The 17,103-nt window shown below is 68.6% G+C and carries 12 protein-coding genes; 8 read left to right on the top strand and 4 right to left on the bottom strand.

Features of this window, described 5'->3' with window-relative positions; translation table 11 throughout:
• Positions 1-237 precede the first annotated feature (237 nt).
• From ACTIF6_RS02120 to ACTIF6_RS02095, 6 genes are all read left to right on the top strand, one after another.
• Complete coding sequence (locus ACTIF6_RS02120; protein WP_439586345.1) at positions 238-1,344, top strand: HDOD domain-containing protein; 1,107 nt, start codon at positions 238-240, stop codon at positions 1,342-1,344.
• Positions 1,345-1,412: 68 nt separating this feature from the next.
• Positions 1,413-7,352 (top strand): alpha-2-macroglobulin family protein, encoded by a 5,940-nt coding sequence (locus ACTIF6_RS02115; protein WP_439586528.1) that lies wholly within the window; start codon positions 1,413-1,415, stop codon positions 7,350-7,352.
• Entirely contained in the window at positions 7,352-9,526 is a 2,175-nt protein-coding gene (pbpC, locus tag ACTIF6_RS02110) for a penicillin-binding protein 1C (protein WP_439586344.1), read from the top strand. The genes ACTIF6_RS02115 and pbpC overlap by 1 nt, the downstream gene beginning before the upstream one ends.
• Before the next feature lies 1 nt (position 9,527).
• Entirely contained in the window at positions 9,528-10,415 is an 888-nt protein-coding gene (locus ACTIF6_RS02105) for a LysR substrate-binding domain-containing protein (protein ID WP_439586343.1), read from the top strand.
• 125 nt (positions 10,416-10,540) lie between these two features.
• Complete coding sequence (locus ACTIF6_RS02100) at positions 10,541-11,695, top strand: mandelate racemase/muconate lactonizing enzyme family protein (RefSeq protein ID WP_439586342.1); 1,155 nt, start codon at positions 10,541-10,543, stop codon at positions 11,693-11,695.
• A 36-nt stretch (positions 11,696-11,731) separates the two neighbouring features.
• Positions 11,732-12,715, top strand: a complete 984-nt coding sequence (locus tag ACTIF6_RS02095) for a Bug family tripartite tricarboxylate transporter substrate binding protein (protein ID WP_439586341.1) — start codon at positions 11,732-11,734, stop codon at positions 12,713-12,715.
• Positions 12,716-12,734: 19 nt separating this feature from the next.
• Here ACTIF6_RS02095 and ACTIF6_RS02090 read toward each other — a convergent pair whose 3' ends face one another.
• The gene (locus ACTIF6_RS02090; RefSeq protein ID WP_439586340.1) at positions 12,735-13,046 is read right to left on the bottom strand and encodes a DUF4124 domain-containing protein; all 312 of its coding nucleotides are present in this window, start codon (positions 13,044-13,046) and stop codon (positions 12,735-12,737) included.
• A gap of 174 nt (positions 13,047-13,220) precedes the next feature.
• Between ACTIF6_RS02090 and ACTIF6_RS02085 the strand changes: the two genes are divergently transcribed.
• Positions 13,221-14,375: an alpha-hydroxy acid oxidase gene (locus tag ACTIF6_RS02085; RefSeq protein WP_439586339.1), complete on the top strand. Its 1,155-nt coding sequence runs from the start codon at positions 13,221-13,223 to the stop codon at positions 14,373-14,375.
• The gene (locus tag ACTIF6_RS02080) at positions 14,372-14,878 is read left to right on the top strand and encodes an anti-sigma factor domain-containing protein (protein ID WP_439586338.1); all 507 of its coding nucleotides are present in this window, start codon (positions 14,372-14,374) and stop codon (positions 14,876-14,878) included. Before ACTIF6_RS02085 ends, ACTIF6_RS02080 begins: the two co-directional genes overlap by 4 nt.
• On the opposite strand, the gene ACTIF6_RS02075 is transcribed toward ACTIF6_RS02080, so the two are convergent.
• The 3 genes from ACTIF6_RS02075 to ACTIF6_RS02065 all read right to left on the bottom strand — a co-directional run bounded on the left by ACTIF6_RS02075 (position 14,863) and on the right by ACTIF6_RS02065 (position 17,097).
• Positions 14,863-16,194, bottom strand: a complete 1,332-nt coding sequence (locus ACTIF6_RS02075) for a hypothetical protein (RefSeq protein WP_439586337.1) — start codon at positions 16,192-16,194, stop codon at positions 14,863-14,865. The two genes, ACTIF6_RS02080 and ACTIF6_RS02075, sit on opposite strands and share 16 nt — an antisense overlap.
• Before the next feature lie 31 nt (positions 16,195-16,225).
• A complete protein-coding gene (locus ACTIF6_RS02070; protein ID WP_439586336.1) occupies positions 16,226-16,567 on the bottom strand; it encodes a hypothetical protein in 342 nt (113 codons plus the stop codon).
• Positions 16,568-16,638: 71 nt separating this feature from the next.
• A complete protein-coding gene (locus tag ACTIF6_RS02065) occupies positions 16,639-17,097 on the bottom strand; it encodes a hypothetical protein (protein WP_439586335.1) in 459 nt (152 codons plus the stop codon).
• Between the last annotated feature and the right edge of the window lie 6 nt (positions 17,098-17,103).

The raw sequence follows: 17,103 nt of genomic DNA, 5'->3' as shown, positions 1-17,103 counted from the left end.
TTTTCCAAGTGCGAATGGGGTGGAAACAGCGCCACTCGGCGTTGCGAATCCTTGCCGGGGGAAACCCCGGCTGCGTTTCGCGCCTTGCGCATGGCCTTTTTGATCCGCAACGCATCTTGGAAAAATAGTGTGAACAGGCCCTAGTTCAAGTCGGCGGTAAAACCCGTCGATAAGTGGGGAAGCCCCTCATCTGCCACAGGCAGGTGAGGCCTGACGCCCCCTCTCAGGAGGTCTTCCATGTCCAACCTGCTGCTCTCCGTGACGGCCGTACCGCTGCTTGCGCTCGCCTGGTGGGGATTCCGCCGGTCGACCCCGCAAGCCGTTCGTCCAGCGCACAAGGCCGTGGTGCAGATGCCCGTGCCCACCGCAATGGCCCCGGTGGCGCGCGACGAGGCGCCCGTCCCCGAGGCACTCATCCGGTTTCACTGGTGCACCGAAGACCAGATGGAGCCCGACAAGCGCGACCGGCTGATGGCGGCCATCCGCGACATCCCGCATCCACCCCAGGCCCTGCAGCGGATCCTCTCGCCCGACTTCATGGCGCGGGCCAGTTCAACCGAACTGCGCGAGGTGATCATGGGCGAGCCCCTGATCGCGGCCAAGGTGCTGGCTTCGATCAACAGCCCGTTCTATGGCCTGCACACGCCCGTCACGGACCTGGGCCAGGCGGTCACCTTCCTCGGCATCCACAGCGTGCACAGCACCTGCCTGCAACACATGCTGGCCGGATCGTTCAAGCCGAAACTGCCCGGCGTGCAGAAGACCTTCGAGACGCTGTGGAAGGCCAGCGCCATCGCCAGCGAGATCGCTTCGCGCCTGGACAAGGCGTTGCACCTGCCCGTGCAGGGTTCACTCGCCACCCAGGTCGTGCTGAGTTTCGTCGGCCTGCTGGCCACAGCCTCGGTGATTCCCCCGACGGGGTTGTCTGCCTGGCTGCAGCGCGACCGCCTGGGCCGCGCCCGGCTGGAGCAGGATCTGCTGGGCCTGAACAGCACCGAGATTGGCCACCTGCTACTGACCCACCGGTGGTCCTTGCCCACCGGCCTGGTGACCGACGTGCACGAGGGCAGCCGCCTGCTGGCCACCGCGCCGCAGGACATCGCCCCCGAGCGCGTGCCACGGCTGGCGCTGGCTTACCTGTGCGCCCGCCTGGGCGAACGGTTGGCCCTGGGTCAGCTCTCCTCGCTCGAGAACTACCTGCCCGCAGAAGACGAAGCGGTGGACATGCACCACCTGCGCGCCTGCCTGGCGCACCCCGCGTTGAACCGCCTGAACGAGGCGCTGCATTCGCCCGACATGCTTCGCGCAGTTCGACAGATGCAGGCACCCGCCGCGGCAGACTGACCCGGTTCTTTCGGCTACCCTTGGCTTCGGCCAAGGAGGAACCCGTGAAGAACATCCCGTCCCGCTGGATGGCAGCCGCCCTGCTCGCTTTCGCCCAGCCGGCGTCTGCACTCCAGATCGTCAGCCTGTCGCCTCAGGGCGAAGTTGCCCGTGTGCGGCAGGTCGTCCTGAAGTTCAATGAGAGCGCCATCCGTTTCGGCGATGCGAATGCGCCCGCACCGGTGGCATTGAGTTGCAGCGACGCGCAGGCCACCCAGGGCAACGGCCGCTGGATCAGCGACCGCGAATGGGCCTTCGAATTCGAGAACGACCTGCCGCCGGGCGTGAATTGCACGGTGCAGGCCAAGAGCGGCTTCAAGTCCCCACAGGGTGCCGAACTGCCCACCACCCGCTACCGGTTCAACACCGGTGGCCCGTTCGTGCAGAGCATGCGTCCGGGCACGTCGATGCGCATCGACGAGGAGCAATATTTCGTCCTGCGGCTGAACGGCGCGGCGAGCCTGGACAGCGTGCGGGCCAACGTGTGGTGCGCCGTTGAAGGCCTGGGTGAACGGGTGCCGGTCCGGCTCATCGAAGGCGACGAACGCGCCGCGCTGCTGAAATCGCAACACCTGGACAAGCTCGCCGCCCAGGACCCGCTGCGCTACGTGGCGCTGTCGTGCAACCGCCGCTTCACGGCGGACTCGCGGGTCTCCGTCGTGTTCGGCAAAGGCGTGGCCACGCCATCGGGCGTGGCGAACACGGTTGAGAGGCGATTCAACTTCCAGGTGCGCGAGCCCTTTGCCGTGAGCTTCAGCTGCGAGCGCGAGAACGCGCAAGCCGCCTGCCTGCCGATCCGTCCGATGACGCTCGATTTCAACGCGCCGGTGCCGCGCCGGGTGGCCGAAGGCATCCGCCTGAAGTCGCCGCAGCAGACGCACAGGCCAGTGTTCGACGAGGCCAATGCCGACGGCGACAGCGTGGTCACCGAAGTGCGGTTCAAGCCGCCCTTCGCCGAGCAGGCCGCCTTCACCATCGAGTTGCCGCAGGATTTCAAAGACGCCGCGGGACGCGCGCCGGTCAACGGCGACAACTTTCCACTGCCGGTGCGCACAGCCCCCATGCCGCCACTGGCCAAATTCGCCGCATCGCCCTTCGGCATCGTCGAGCGCTTCGCCGAACCCGGTGGCACGCCCCTGCTGCCGGTGACGCTGCGCAACGTGGAGGCCGCGCTGCAGGTGCAGGGCCTCGCACCGGGTCAGGTGAGCGACCTGCAACCCCGGACCGACGCGGACATCATTGTCTGGTTCCGCAAGCTGCAGCGCTACAACCAGTTCAACGTCTCGCGCAAGCAGGCACAGGCCGATGCCGTGGGACCGCTGCCCAAGGTGCTGGAAGACCGCGACAAGCGCTGGGTCGAGTCGCGCGCCGTGTCGCTGCTGAAGGGCCAGGCTGGCGTGAAGGTGCTGGACCTGCCCCGACCCGCGAACAACGACCCACGCCCGTTCGAGGTGGTCGGCATTCCACTCACCCCCGGATTCCACGTGGTCGAGATCGCATCGCCTTCGCTGGGCGGCGCGCTGCTGGACGAACGCTATGGCGGCTCGCGCACGATGTACGTCCGCACCTCGGCGCTGGTGACCAACCTGGGCGTGCATTTCAAGCTGGGACGCGAGAATGCCCTGGCCTGGGTCACCTCGCTGGACAAGGGCAAGCCTGTGGCCGGTGCGTTCGTGCGCGTGTCGGACTGCACGGGCAAGGAGGTGGCCACAGGCACCACCAACGCCCAGGGTGTGGCCGATCTCAAGGGCGTGCCTCCCGAGGCGAAATACTGTGGCAGTGAGGACGGCGAGAGCTCGCAGGCCTACTTCGTCAGCGCACGGCTCAAGGAAGGCGCCACGGAAGACATGGCCTTCACCTGGAGCGACTGGTACCGGGGCATCGAGCCCTGGCGCTTCAACGTGCCCACCAGCCGCGACGCCCGCCCCGACGAACGCGCCCATACGGTGTTCGACCGCACGCTGCTGCGGGCCGGCGAAACGGTGTCGATGAAGCACCTGATCCGCACCGAGACGGGCCAGGGCTTCGGCGTGCCCGCCACCCGCCCCGACACCCTGGTGATCACCCACATGGGCAGCGGCCAGCAGTTCACGCAGCCGGTGGTGTGGCGCCGAACGGCCACCGGTGGCCAGAGCGCGGAGAACACGTTTGCCGTGCCACCTGCCGCCAAACTGGGCAACTACCAGGTGCTGCTGAAAAGCGCGGATGAACGCGAGCGCCAGTTCAGCTCCGGTGAATTCCGCGTCGAGGAATTCCGCCTGCCGGTGCTGGAAGGCCGCATCACACCGACGGAGAAGAAGGCGCTGGTCAACATGCAGTCTGTGCCGACCGACCTGCAGATCAACTACGTCTCGGGCGGCGGTGCGGCCAACCTGCCGGTGCGCGTGTCGGCCCTCGTGCGCGGCAAGTACCTGAACTACAGCGACTTCGAGGCCTTCAGCTTCCAGCCACCGCGCAGCGACGGTGGCAGCGGCACAGAAGGTGGGGAAGGTGGCGAGGAAGAAGCCACCGCGGCGCAGGACCAGCGCGTCATCGCCGACAAGCTGCCCGTCACGCTGGACCGCAATGGCGCGGGCAAGGTCACCATCGACCAGGTGCCCACGGCCGCGCAACCACAGGAACTGCTGCTGGAGGCCACCTACGCCGACCCGAATGGCGAGTTGCAGACCTTGCGCAGCGTGTCCACCCTGTGGCCGGCCGAGGTGGTGGCGGGCATCAAGACCGAAGGCTGGGTGTCGGCCAGCCAGAAGATCCGGTTCCAGGCGCTGGCGCTGGACCTTGCCGGCAAGCCCGCTGCCGGCATTTCGCTGGACGTGAAGGCGGTGGCCCGCATCGTCACCACCAGCCGCAAGCGCATGGTGGGCGGCTTCTACACCTACGACAACAAGACGGAAACCCGGGACCTGGGCTCGGTGTGCAGCGGCAAGAGCGATGCGCGCGGCCTGCTGCTGTGCGAAGCGAAACTCGGCGAGCCGGGCGAGGTGGAGCTCGTCGTGACGGCGAAGGACGCGTCGGGCCGCAGCATCCAGGCCGCCAGCTCGGTGTACGTGACGCGCCAGGGCGAACTCTGGTTCGGCGGCGAGAACCACGACCGCATCGACCTGTTGCCCGAGAAGAAGACCTACCAGCCCGGCGAGACGGCCAGCTTTCAGGTTCGCATGCCGTTCCGCTTCGCCACCGCGCTGCTCACGGTGGAGCGCGAAGGCATCGTGGAATCGCAGGTGGTGCAGCTCAACGGCCAGGATCCCACCGTGCGCCTGAAGATCCAGGAAGGCTGGGGACCCAATGTGTACGTGAGCGTGCTCGCGCTTCGCGGCCGGCTGCGCGAGGTGCCGTGGTATTCCTTCTTCACCTGGGGCTACAAGGCGCCGCGCGAGTGGTGGACCTCGTTCTGGTACGAGGGCCGCGAGTACGTGGCGCCCACCGCTCTGGTGGACCTTAGCAAGCCCGCCTTCCGCCTCGGCCTGGCCGAGATCCGCGTGGGCACCCAGGCACACCAGATCGACGTGAGCGTGAAGGCCGACCAGGAGAGCTACGCCGTGCGCACGCAGGCGAAGGTCACCATCACCGCCAAGCTGCCCAACGGCCAGCCGGCGGCGAACGCCGAAGTGGCGCTGGCCGCGGTGGACCAGGCCTTGCTGGAACTGATGCCCAACACCAGCTGGAACCTGCTGGATGCCATGCTGCAGCGGCGCGCCTGGGGCGTTGAAACGTCGACCGCGCAGATGGAGATCATCGGCCGGCGGCACTACGGCCGCAAGGCGGTGCCCGCGGGCGGTGGCGGCGGCAAGAGCGGCGCGCGCGAACTGCTCGATACGCTGCTGCTGTGGAACCCCCGCGTCACGCTGGACGACAAGGGCCAGGCGGTGGTGACGGTGCCGCTCAACGATGCGCTCACCACGTTCCGGATCGTCGCCGTGGCCGACTCGGGCACGGGTCAGTTCGGCACCGGGCAGACCAGCATTCGGGCCACACAGGACCTGCAGATCATCAGCGGCCTGCCACCGCTGGTGCGCGAGGACGACCAGTTCCGCGCGCAGATCACCCTGCGCAACACCACGCTGAAGGCCATGAAGGTGGAGATCGCGCCGCGAGCGACGCTGCTGGAACTGAACACCCAGACGGTGGACATCCCTGCGGGTGAGGCACGCGAAGTGGCCTGGACGGTGACCGCGCCTGCACAGCTCGCGCAGACACGCGCCGAGGCGATCCTGTGGGAGATCGAGGCCAAGGACACGCTGGGCGGTGCAAAAGACGCGCTCAAGGCCCGACAGCGCATCGTGCCCGCCGTGCCGCTCACGGTGCAACAGGCCACGCTGGTGCAGGTGGATGGCGCGTTCAATCTGGACGTGAACCCGCCGGCCAACGCCCTGCCCGGGCGCGGTGGCCTCAAGCTCGCGCTGCAGCCCAGGCTGGCCGAGGGCCTGCCCGGCGTGCGCGACTGGTTCGCCAACTACCCCTTCGTCTGCCTCGAGCAGAAGACCAGCAAGGCCGTGGGCCTGCGCGATGCGAAGCTGTGGCAAGGCGTGGTGACCCAGTTGCCCAACTACCTGGACGCCGATGGCCTGGCCAGCTACTTCCCGCCGCGCGAAGGCGATGCCAACCGGGGCAGCGACACGCTCACGGCCTACCTGCTGGCGGCCACCCACGAAGCCTCGACCCTCGAACCCGCCTTCGGTTTGCCGGACGATGTGCGCGCACCCATGGAGCGCGGCCTGATCGCTTTTGTCGAAGGCCGCATCAGCCGCGAGTTCTGGAGCCCGCGCAAGGACCTGGACGTGCGCAAGCTCGCGGCCATCGAGGCCCTCTCGCGCTACGGCAAGGCGCGGGGCCGCATGGTGGGCAGCGTCACCATCGCCCCCAACCAGTGGCCCACCAGCGCGGTGATCGACTGGGTGTACATCCTGAAGCGTGTGGCCGATGTGCCGCAACGCGAGCAGCGCATGGCCGAGGCCATGCAGGTGCTGCGTTCGCGCCTGAGCTTCCAGGGGACGAAGCTCGCGTTCAGCACCGAGCAGGACGACTACTGGTGGTGGCTCATGACCAACGGCGACGTCAACACCGCGCGGCTCATGCTCGCGGTGATGGACGACCCGGCCTGGAAGGACGACATGGGTCGCCTGGCCAACGGCTTCATCGGCCGGCAGCAGGGCGGCGCCTGGCACACGACCACGGCCAACCTGTGGGGCGGCCTGGCGCTGGAGAAGTTCTCGGCGAAGTTCGAGGCCGTGCCGGTGGCGGGCGTGACGCGCGCGGCCATGGGCACGGGCAGCGCGGCCATCGACTGGAGCAAGGTCGACCGCGTGAAGACTTCCGACGCCGCCGGCGCACCCAACCAGAAGCAACAGGATGGCACCCGTGGCGTGCCGTGGTTCGGCGCGCCCGCCAGCCCCGGCAACCTGCGCAACAACACCGGCTTCCTGCCATGGACCACCAACGGCGGCAAGGACACGCTGACGGTGACGCACCAGGGCGCCGGCAAACCCTGGCTCACGCTGCAGTCGATCGCGGCCATTCAGCTCAAGGCACCCTCCAGCGCGGGCTACGCGATCAAGAAGACCATCACCCCGGTGGAGCAGGCGACGGTGGGCAAGTACACGCGAGGCGATGTGTTGCGCGTGGCGCTGGAGGTGAACGCCTCGGCCGACATGACCTGGGTCGTGGTCACCGACCCGATTCCCGGCGGCGCCACCATCCTCGGCGGTGGGCTCGGGCGCGATTCGCAGATCGCGACCTCGGGCCAGAGGAGCCCGACCGGCTACGCCTGGCCGGCTTTCGAGGAGCGCAGTTTCGAGGCGTACCGCAGCTACTACGAGTACGTGCCCAAAGGCGTGATCAAGATGGAGTACACCGTGCGCCTCAACAACGTCGGCGAGTTCTCGCTGCCGCCCAGCCGCGTGGAGGCGATGTACGCGCCCGAGATGTTCGGTGAAACACCCAACGCACGGGTGAAGGTGGAGATGCCGTGATGAAGGCGGTTCGAGCCGGCATCGCCATCACCCTGCTGGGTGCGGCGGCGCTCGCGCACGCCTTGCCCACTTTCGACGAGGTCCGCAGGAACTGGCAACCGTCCGACACCACCATCGTCGATCGCCACGGCGAATTCCTGCAGCGCATCCGCACGGATGCCACCGTGCGGCGCGGGCAGTGGGTGGACCTGCAGGACATGTCCCCCGCGTTGCGCACGGCCATGGTGTTGAGCGAAGACAAACGCTTCCACGAACACAGCGGCGTCGACTGGCGCGCGGTGTCGGCGGCCGCCTGGGCCAACCTGTGGAACCAGCGCACGCGCGGCGCCTCGACCATCACCATGCAACTGGCCGCCCTGCTGGACGATGGCAACACCCTGCAACGGGCGGCAGGCGGCAGGACCGTGCCGCAAAAACTCGGGCAGGCCGTGGCGGCCCAGCGACTGGAACGGCACTGGCGCAAGGACCAGATCCTGGAGGCCTACCTGAACCTCGTGCCTTTCAAGGGCGAGGTCGTCGGCATCGACGCGCTCTCCCGCACGCTGTTCGGCAAGGCCGCGCATGGTCTCGACGAGCGCGAAGCCGCCGTGGCCGCGGCGCTGGTGCGCGCGCCGAACGCGAAGGCGCGGCAGGTGAGCCAGCGGGCATGCGGCGTGCTCAGACTCATGCAGCCGGGCACGCAGGTCGATTGCGCCGGACTGGCCATGTTTGCCACGGCCACCCTGCCGCAACGCAGTTTCGATGCCAGCGAAGGCATCGCGCCGCACCATGCGCGGCGCCTGCTGACCCAGGCCAGTCAGGCGGGTGGTGCGGGTCCGGCATCCACGGTGGCGTCGACCCTGTCCGCGCCCCTGCAGCGTTTTGTCTTGCAGACCCTGCAACGCCACCTGCGCGAGCTGCGGGGCCGCAACGTGCACGATGGCGCCCTCGTCGTGCTGGACAACGCCACCGGCGAGGTTCTGGCCTGGTTGGGATCGTCGGGCAACCTGAGTGCGGCGTCCGAGGTGGATGGCGTCCTGGCGCAGCGGCAACCGGGCTCGGCACTCAAGCCGTTTCTCTACGCTCAGGCGATGGCCGAGCGCCGCATCACGGCGGCCTCCCTGCTGCAGGACTCGCCCACCAACATCCCGACCGCCAGCGGCCTGTACATCCCGCAGAACTACGACCGCTTGTTCAAGGGCTGGGTCTCCGCGCGCACGGCACTGGCGTCTTCGCTCAACGTGCCGGCCGTGCGCACGCTGGTCATGGTGTCGCCCGATGCCTTCCACAGGCAGCTCAAGGCCGTCGGCCTGCCGCTGCGGGAGTCTGGCGACTACCACGGCTACAGCCTCGCCCTGGGCAGTGCCGAAGTGTCGCTGCTTTCGCTGACCAATGCCTTCCGCACGCTGGCCAACGGCGGACGCTACGGACCGGTGGGCTCCCCCCCGCAGGCCAGGCCCGCGATCGACCCGCGCGCCGCCTTCATCGTCGGCGACATCCTGAGCGACCCCAACGCGCGGGCCCGCACCTTCGGCACCGACAGCATCCTGGCCACGCGCTTCTGGGCCGCCGTGAAGACCGGCACCAGCAAGGACATGCGCGACAACTGGGCAGTCGGCTGGTCCGAGCGCTATTCGGTCGGCGTGTGGGTCGGCAACGCCGACGGTGCACCCATGTGGGACGTCAGCGGCACCAGCGGCGCAGCGCCCGTCTGGGCGGCCGTCATGCAGCACCTGCACGCCCACACGCTCAGCCGCGCGCCGCGCGCGCCCGCCGGCCTGGTGCAGGCGCAGGCCAGCTTCGGCGACCCCGGCGACGGCCGGCCCCTGGAAGCGGCGCGCCGCGAATGGTTCATCGCCGGCACCGAACAGGCCAGCTTCGCCATGCACACACCGGAGCAGCGCAGCGCTGCCGCACCGCGCATCCGCACGCCCGCGCCGGGCACCATCGTCGCGCTGGACCCGGACATCCCGCCCGACCGCCAGCGCCTGACCTTCGCCGCCAGCGGTGCGGGTGGCCACTGGCGCCTGGACGGCAAGCCGCTGGCCCGGGGCACGCAGGTGCAATGGCTGCCCTGGCCGGGCCGGCATGTGATGCAGCTCACCGACGCGCGCGGCCGCGTGCTGGACGAGGTGCGCTTCGAGGTGCGCGGCGCGGGGGTGAAGCCGGGCGCCATGGCCGTGGGAGCGCGCTGAGATGCACGAACCCATCGACCTGAGCACCCTGCGCGTCGTGGTCGCTGCCGCCGACCTGGGCTCCATCAGCGCGGCCAGCGAGCGGCTGCAACTGGCCGTGGCGGCGGCCAGCGCGCGCATCACCGCGCTGGAGGAATCGCTCGGCTTTCGCGTCTTCGAACGCTCGTCGCGCGGCGTGCAGCTCACACCGGCCGGTCAGATGCTGGTGCAGCGCAGCCGTGCCCTGCTCACCGATGCCGACCGCCTGGCCCAGCACCTGCGCGGCTACAGCGAGGGCCTGCAGGGCCACGTGCGCGTGCTGGCCAACACCTCGGCGCTGCTGGAGGTGCTGCCGCAACGGCTGGCGCATTTCGCGAAGGCGCATCCGCTGATCCGCATCGATCTGGAGGAACGCGGCAGCCCGGAAATCCCGCTCGCCCTGATCGAGGGGCGGGCCGACTTCGGCGTGGTGGACCTGCCCGTTCCGCCGGCTGGCCTCGCGTTCACGCCGTTTTTCAGCGACACGCTGGTGCTGCTCACGCCACGCTCGCACCGGCTCGCCAGCCGGCGCCGGCTGCGCCTGGTCGACGCGCTGGACGAGCCATTCATCACGCTGCACGACGGCACCGCGCTCTCCAACCGGCTGGTGACCTCGGCGGCCGACGCGGGCCGACCCCTCCACGTGCGCATGCGCATGCGCGGCTTCGACGCCGTCTGCCGCATGGTGGCCGCCGGGCTGGGCGTGGGCGTGCTGCCGCTGCAGGCCATCGCGCCCCAACTGGCGCACCTACCGTTGTCGGCCGTGCCGCTGTCCGACCCGTGGGCGCAACGCACACACCACATCGCTACGCGGGTCGACGCGCCTTCGGCGCCCGCCGCGCTCACGCTGATCCGCGCCCTCACCCGCTGAAGCGGCTTTCGCGAAACGCGAAAGCCGCCTTTGCCGCACGCCATTGCGGCGCCACGGCCACCGTTCCTACACTGACCCAGACCCAAGAACACAAGTGCCGGCGCACCGCTGGCGCAGGAGACCCCATGAAGATCGTCCGCGTCAGCGCCACGCCGCTGAACCTGCCCGTGACCGTGCCCCTGGGCAGCGGCAGCAAGACCACCAGCCTGTCGGTGTGCATCGTCAGCATCGAGACCGACACCGGCCTGGTCGGCACCGGCATGACGGCCATCACCGAAGAGGAAGTGATCGGCAGCATCGTCAACGACATCGCCGCACACCACCTGGTCGGCATGGACCCGATGCGCCACGAGCAGATCTGGGAGCGCCTGTACTGGCTGCTCACGCCGCGCGGCCAGTCGGGCTACGCCAGCCACGCCATCGCCGCCATCGACCTCGCGCTGTGGGACATCAAGGGGCAGGCCCTGGGCGAGCCGTGCTGGCGCCTGCTGGGCGGCGCGCGGGCCGAGGTGCCGGTGTACGCCACCTTCGGCTTTGCGTTCTTCGATCGCGACGAACTGGCCGCGGCCGCGCGCGACTGGGTCGATCGCGGCTTCTCGCGCCTGAAGATGACCGTGGGACACCACGCCCTGCAGCGCCGCGACGAGCCGCGCCCGCTCGACCAGGTGATCGCGGAGGACTTGCAGCGCATCCGCGCGGTGCGCGAAGCGGTCGGGCCAGAGGTGCAGATCTACATCGACGCCAACTGCAGCCTGGACTACTTCCACGCGCTCACCCTGGCGAAGAAAGTGGAGCCGTATGACATCAGCTTCTTCGAGGAACCGGTGTCGCAAAACGACATCCCCAACCTCGTGAAGCTGCGCGCCAAGACCTCGATCCCGCTGGCCGCCGGCCAGAACGAAGGCCTGGCCTCGCGCTTTCGCGACCTGCTGGTGGCCCAGGCGGTGGACGTGGTACAGCCCAATGCCTGCATCACCGGCGGCTTCACGCAATGCACCCGCATCGCCGGCATGGCTGCGGCCTTCAACACGCGGCTGGCCAACGGCGGCGCCTGGCCGCACCACAACATGCACCTGCACGCGGGCCTGGCCAATGGCTCGCTGGTGGAATACCACTCGGTGGCCGTGCAATGCTGCGAACTGGTGTTCGACGACCTGCCCAAGCCCGAACACGGTGTGCTGCGCCTGCCCGAAACACCCGGCCTGGGTTTCAAGCCGAACCCCGAGCGACTCGCCGAACTCGCCCGGCGCCCAGGCTCCCGGGGCGCCGGCAAGGCCTGAGATTCGCGACCCCAAAAAACACCACAGGAGACCTCCATGCCCCTTTCCCACCATGTTTCATCGATCAGCCGGCGCGGCGCGCTGGCCCTGGCCCTGGCCGCCGCCACCAGCGGTGCCTGGGCCCAGGCCTATCCGTCCAAGGCCGTGCGCCTCGTGGTCGGTTACTCGGCCGGCGGTGGCGTCGACGCCATGGCGCGGCTGATCGCGCCGCGCATGGCCGCCGCGCTGGGGCAGCAGGTGGTGGTGGAGAACCGCACCGGCGCAGCGGGCCTGATCGCGGGTGACACGGTGGCGCGCGCCGCGCCCGATGGCTACACGCTGATGCTGGGCGACAGTTCGCTGCTGATCGCGCAGCACCTGCAGCCGCGCATGAGTTTCGATCCGGTCAAGGCCTTCACGCCGGTGGCCAGCGTGTTCACGCTGCCGCTGGTGATCGTGGTGAACAACGACGTGCCCGCGAAGACGCCGGCCGAGTTCGTCAAGCTCCTCAAGGACAACCCGGGCCGCTATTCCTACGCCACCTCGGGCGTGGGTACGGTGCACCACCTCGGCTTTGAGATGCTCAAGGGCAAGACGCGCAGCTTCGTCGTCCACATCCCCTACCGCGGCGCGGCCCAGATCGTGCCCGACGTGATGAGCGGCCAGGTGCCGATCGGCGTGGTCAGCGCCACCTCGGCCATCGCGCAGGCGCGCGCGGGCAAGCTGCGCGCGCTGGCCGTGATGAACCCGGTGAAGCTGGCCGGTGGCGAGGACATTGCGCCGCTGTCCGACGCACTGCCCGGTTTCTCCGCCGTACCACGGCTGTACGTGCTGGCCCCAGCCGGTACGCCCGCGGCCATCGTCGACCGGCTCAGCGACACCCTGCGCACGGTCATGGAGGCGCCGGACATCGCCCAGGTCGCGGCCCAGCAGGGCGCGGTCCCTGCCTACATGCCGGCCGCGCCGCTGGCCGCCGACATCGTGCGCGAGTCCGCCGAGTGGGGCAAGGTGATCCGGGAGCAGGGCATCACGGCGCAGTGAGCGGGCGTTCGTCGCCGCATCAGGTGCAGGGTTCGGGCTGCGGCACCTCGGTGCAGCGCTGGTAGGCCTCGGGCTTGAGCCCACCGCCGACCACCCGGTACTGGTCGAAGCAGGCGGCGCTGGCCAGGTAGCGGTGCCAGCGCGCCTCGCAGGCGTTGGTGCCCCGCGGCAGCGGCGCGCTGGCGGGCTCGGCGCGGTGTCGGTGGCGTTCCGGCACCTCGGTGCCATAGACCCAGCGGCCGAAGTCGTCCACCCAGCGGTACACCTCACCCGAATGGGCCAGGCAGGGCAGCGCCAGCAGGCACACCAGGAGCATCCGTTGGAACTTCATGACCCTGGGATTCTGCGCCTGGCCACCAGGTTCCACCTCCTGTCTGGCGGTCCAGCGCGTTCCCGTGTCATTTTTTTCAAGCGCCACCGTCCCGCTTTCACGCGCCTTTTGAGGAGCGGGCCGCTAACATGCGTGCCAGCGACCCCGACAACACTTATTTCCGGAGACTCCCGAATGACTGTCATCACCACCGTCGAAGACCTTCGCGTGCTCGCCCAGAAGCGGGTCCCGCGCATGTTCTACGACTACGCCGATTCGGGCTCGTGGACCGAGGGCACCTACCGCGCCAACGCAGACGACTTCCAGAAGATCAAGCTGCGCCAGCGGGTGGCCGTGAACATGGAGAACCGCAGCACGCGCAGCACCATGGTGGACCAGCCGGTGGCCATGCCCGTGGCGATCGCCCCCACGGGCCTCACCGGCATGCAGCACGCCGACGGCGAGATCCTGGCCGCGCGCGCCGCGAAGGCCATGGGCATTCCGTTCACCCTGTCGACCATGAGCATCTGCTCGATCGAGGACGTGGCGCACAACGCCGGCGACGGCTTCTGGTTCCAGCTCTATGTGATGAAGGACCGCGCGTTCATCGAACGCCTGATCGACCGCGCCAAGGCCGCGCGCTGCTCAGCCCTGGTGCTCACGCTGGACCTGCAGATCATCGGCCAGCGCCACAAGGACCTGAAGAATGGGCTCTCGGCCCCCCCGAAGCTGACACTGGCGAACATGATCAACATCGCCAGCAAGCCGCGCTGGGCACTGGGCATGCTGGGCACCAAGCGGCGCCAGTTCGGCAACATCGTGGGCCACGTGAGCGGCGTGGCCGACATGAGCAGCCTGGGCGAATGGACGGCCAGGCAGTTCGATCCCGCGCTCAACTGGGGCGACGTGGAATGGATCAAGCAGCGCTGGGGCGGCAAGCTCATCCTCAAAGGCATCCTGGACGTGGAGGACGCGAAGCTGGCCGTGGCCTCGGGCGCCGACGCCCTGATCGTGAGCAACCACGGCGGGCGCCAGCTCGACGGCGCGCAAAGCAGCATCGAGGCGCTGCCCGCGATCGTGGACGCGGTGGGCGGCCAGATCGAGATCCACATGGACGGCGGCATCCGCAGCGGACAGGACGTGCTCAAGGCCCGTGCGCTGGGCGCGCGTGGCGTCTACATCGGTCGGCCCTTCCTCTATGGCCTGGGGGCGATGGGCGAAGCCGGCGTGGCCAAGTGCCTGGAAATCATCCACCGCGAACTCGACCTCACCATGGCCTTCTGCGGCCACACCAACATCGAGAACGTGGACAAACGCATCCTGCTGCCCGGCACCTACCCCACCGCATGAACACACCCGAACCGCGTCCACGCACCTCGAAGTTCTGGCTCGCCGTCAGCGGGGTGCTGACGCTGGCCCTGCTGCTGGGCGGCGCGGCCACGATGAGCCTGTACGAGCAGATGAAGGCGCAACTGGAACACCTTCAGAGCCAGGTGGCCACCACACCGCAGGTTCGGTATATCGCCGTGCTGCTCGACGATCAGCAACTCCCGGCCTTGCTGGTGACGCTGGACCCGCGAAGCGGCCTGCTGGAGCTGCAACGGCTCAACAACATGGTGGAGGGGCGCGAAGACACCATGCAGCTCTGGGCGCTGTCCACCGGGCACCCGCCACGCTCGCTCGGGGTGATCCAGAGCAAGATCAGGACAGCGCAGTTGCCAACGACCGAATCCGCCCTGAAGACCGCCACCCAACTGGCCGTCAGTGTGGAGATCAAGGGCGGGGTGCCGGAAACGGTGGGGCCGCGCCAGCCCTACCTGTTCAAGGGCTGGCTGGTTCAACGCGCCATCTGAGCCCGGGCGACGGGTGCGGGTCGCGTCGCCCGCACGGGCGGCCGGGCCGCCGGGACTGTGCGAAGCGCGGCAGCGGGCAAACGCACCGCGCCCACCGGTGCCGCACCGGGTGCCTTGAAACCCCCGGGTTGCTTGCCCTGGCAATCGAAGTTGTACTCGGCCATGTTCGACTTGAAGCTGAAGTTCTTGCCGACCATCTGGTACCAGCCGCTGTACTGCTGGGCCGACGCATTGGGGGCCAGCGTGCTGGCTGGGTTGCCCGGCGTGGGCGTGGCCACGGGGGTGGTCAGCGCGGAGCCACTGCCCCCACTCGGGGAGAAGTCCACCTCGTCCACGAACATGACCGTGCTGGAGTGATCGGTCTTGCGCGTGCGCGAGGGTGTCTCCACCCCTTTGTGGTTGCGGTAGGCGTAGGTGACGGTGGTGTTCGGCAGGTTGGTCTCGATCACGCCAGAGAGCTTGACGCCGCAGGCCCCGGTGGGCTTGTTCTTCTCCAGCAAGGTCAGGAACGACTGGGTCACACCACGGGCGATGGCGATGTGGCTCGGGCCAGCGGGAATGGGCGTGGGATCCTTGGGAGCGGCCACCGGCAGATCGGGCGACTTCTCGCACACCACGTTCACGTTCTGCCAGATCGTGGCCTGGCGCCAGTAGCGTTCGTCCAGGGGAATGGACCCCGCGCCATGACCCAGCGCACCCTCGTTGCTGTGCTCTTCTTCCTTGTCCTTGTCGTGCACCTGCGCGGCGAAGTGAAACGCCACCGGGATCGTGATGGTGCGCGACTGGTTGAAGATCGCGATGGCGCTGACCCCTTGCTGCTGCAGTCCCAGCTTGTGGGCATTGCAGCGCTGCACCGCGAAGTGGCCGAGGCCTGAAGCGCCGAGCGGCACCTGGACCGGATGGTCCTTGATCGAGTATTGCTTCTTCGGGTACTGGTTCACGCCCACGCTGTGGAAGCTGCCGAAGTTCCCGAGGTGGCCGTTGCCCTGGGCATCGAGGCGCGTTCCGTCGTTCATGACAGCGAGGGCGCCAATGCCCAGTTGCACGTTGAACACACGCCACTTGTTGGCGCTGACCTTCACGGACCCACCGACAAGGTAGGTGACGTGACTGCCTTCGGCCTGCGTGTATTCGCTGCCGTTGGAGCGCACGCGAATGGCCGAGGCGGCATTCACCGTGGGCGTCTGGCCGCTGGTGACCTGGATGGATTCGAAGCTCTCGTAGTTGGGCGACGAGATGCCGGCCTGGGCGGCGTGAGCGCAGAGGCCGAGCACGCCAGCGGCCACCAGGCCGGGAACGGGTTTGAAGTGTTTCATGGAAATCTCCTGGAATGCTCGGTGGATGGGTTCAGCGACCCGGCCTGGCAGGTGCCTTGACGATGTCGCAGATCGTGATGTCGTCTTCCGTCTTGCAGTTCGTCCAGCACTCACCGGGCGACGACAGCACCGGGTCGCAGGCCTGGCGCGCGCTGCCACCGGGCGCGGCCAGCAAGGGCTTGGGAAGCGCGTGTACGGCACCGGTCTGGCCCAGCGGCGGTGGGTTGTTGCAACCGAAGTCGCCCCACTTGCAATGGGCGAGCGGCCGGGGGGCGCTGCCCTGGGCGTGCAGGCTGGCGCTGCCTGCGCCCAGCAGGGCCAGCAGGGCCAGCAGCAAGAGGCTCGAAAGGACTTTGCGGGAATGGGTTTTCATGGTGATCTCCTGTGGGTTGTGCCTTTTGGCCTGACTGAGTCGGCGCGAGTGCGGGATCGGTTCAAAGAGATTCACCGCGACACGCGGCTCTTGCCTTCGGCGCTCAGCACGCGCACGCGGTCGCCCTTCTTGAAGGGCTCGTCGGCCGACTGCACGAGCGAGATCTGCTGGCCGTCGTCCAGCCGCATGCTGATTTCCAGGCCCGGCAGGCGAGCCACGCGGCTCTCGATGGCCTGGCCCGCCAGGTCGCCCGCCACGCTGGCCAGCACCGAGCCGACGAACTGACCATTGCCCTTGCCGGCGAAGCCGCCCAGCGCCAGGCCCACGTTGGCACCTGCAGCGCCACCGACACCCGTGGGAGATCGCTCGATGGTGACCACGCGCACAGCAGTGACCGTGGCCATGGTGATGCTGTGCGCGCGCTGGGTATCGGTGTCGGCGTAGACGTTTTCCGCATGGCTGCGGTACGCACAGCCCTGCAGCAGCACGGCAGAGAGCACCAGGGCGGACGTGATGAGTGGGGGGTTCATGAAGGG

Origin of the sequence: Hydrogenophaga sp. (assembly GCF_051860785.1) — a bacterium.
GTDB lineage: Bacteria > Pseudomonadota > Gammaproteobacteria > Burkholderiales > Burkholderiaceae_C > Hydrogenophaga.
The sequence above is the reverse complement of the archived record's forward strand: the minus strand, read 5'-3'. Positions and strand labels throughout refer to the sequence as shown.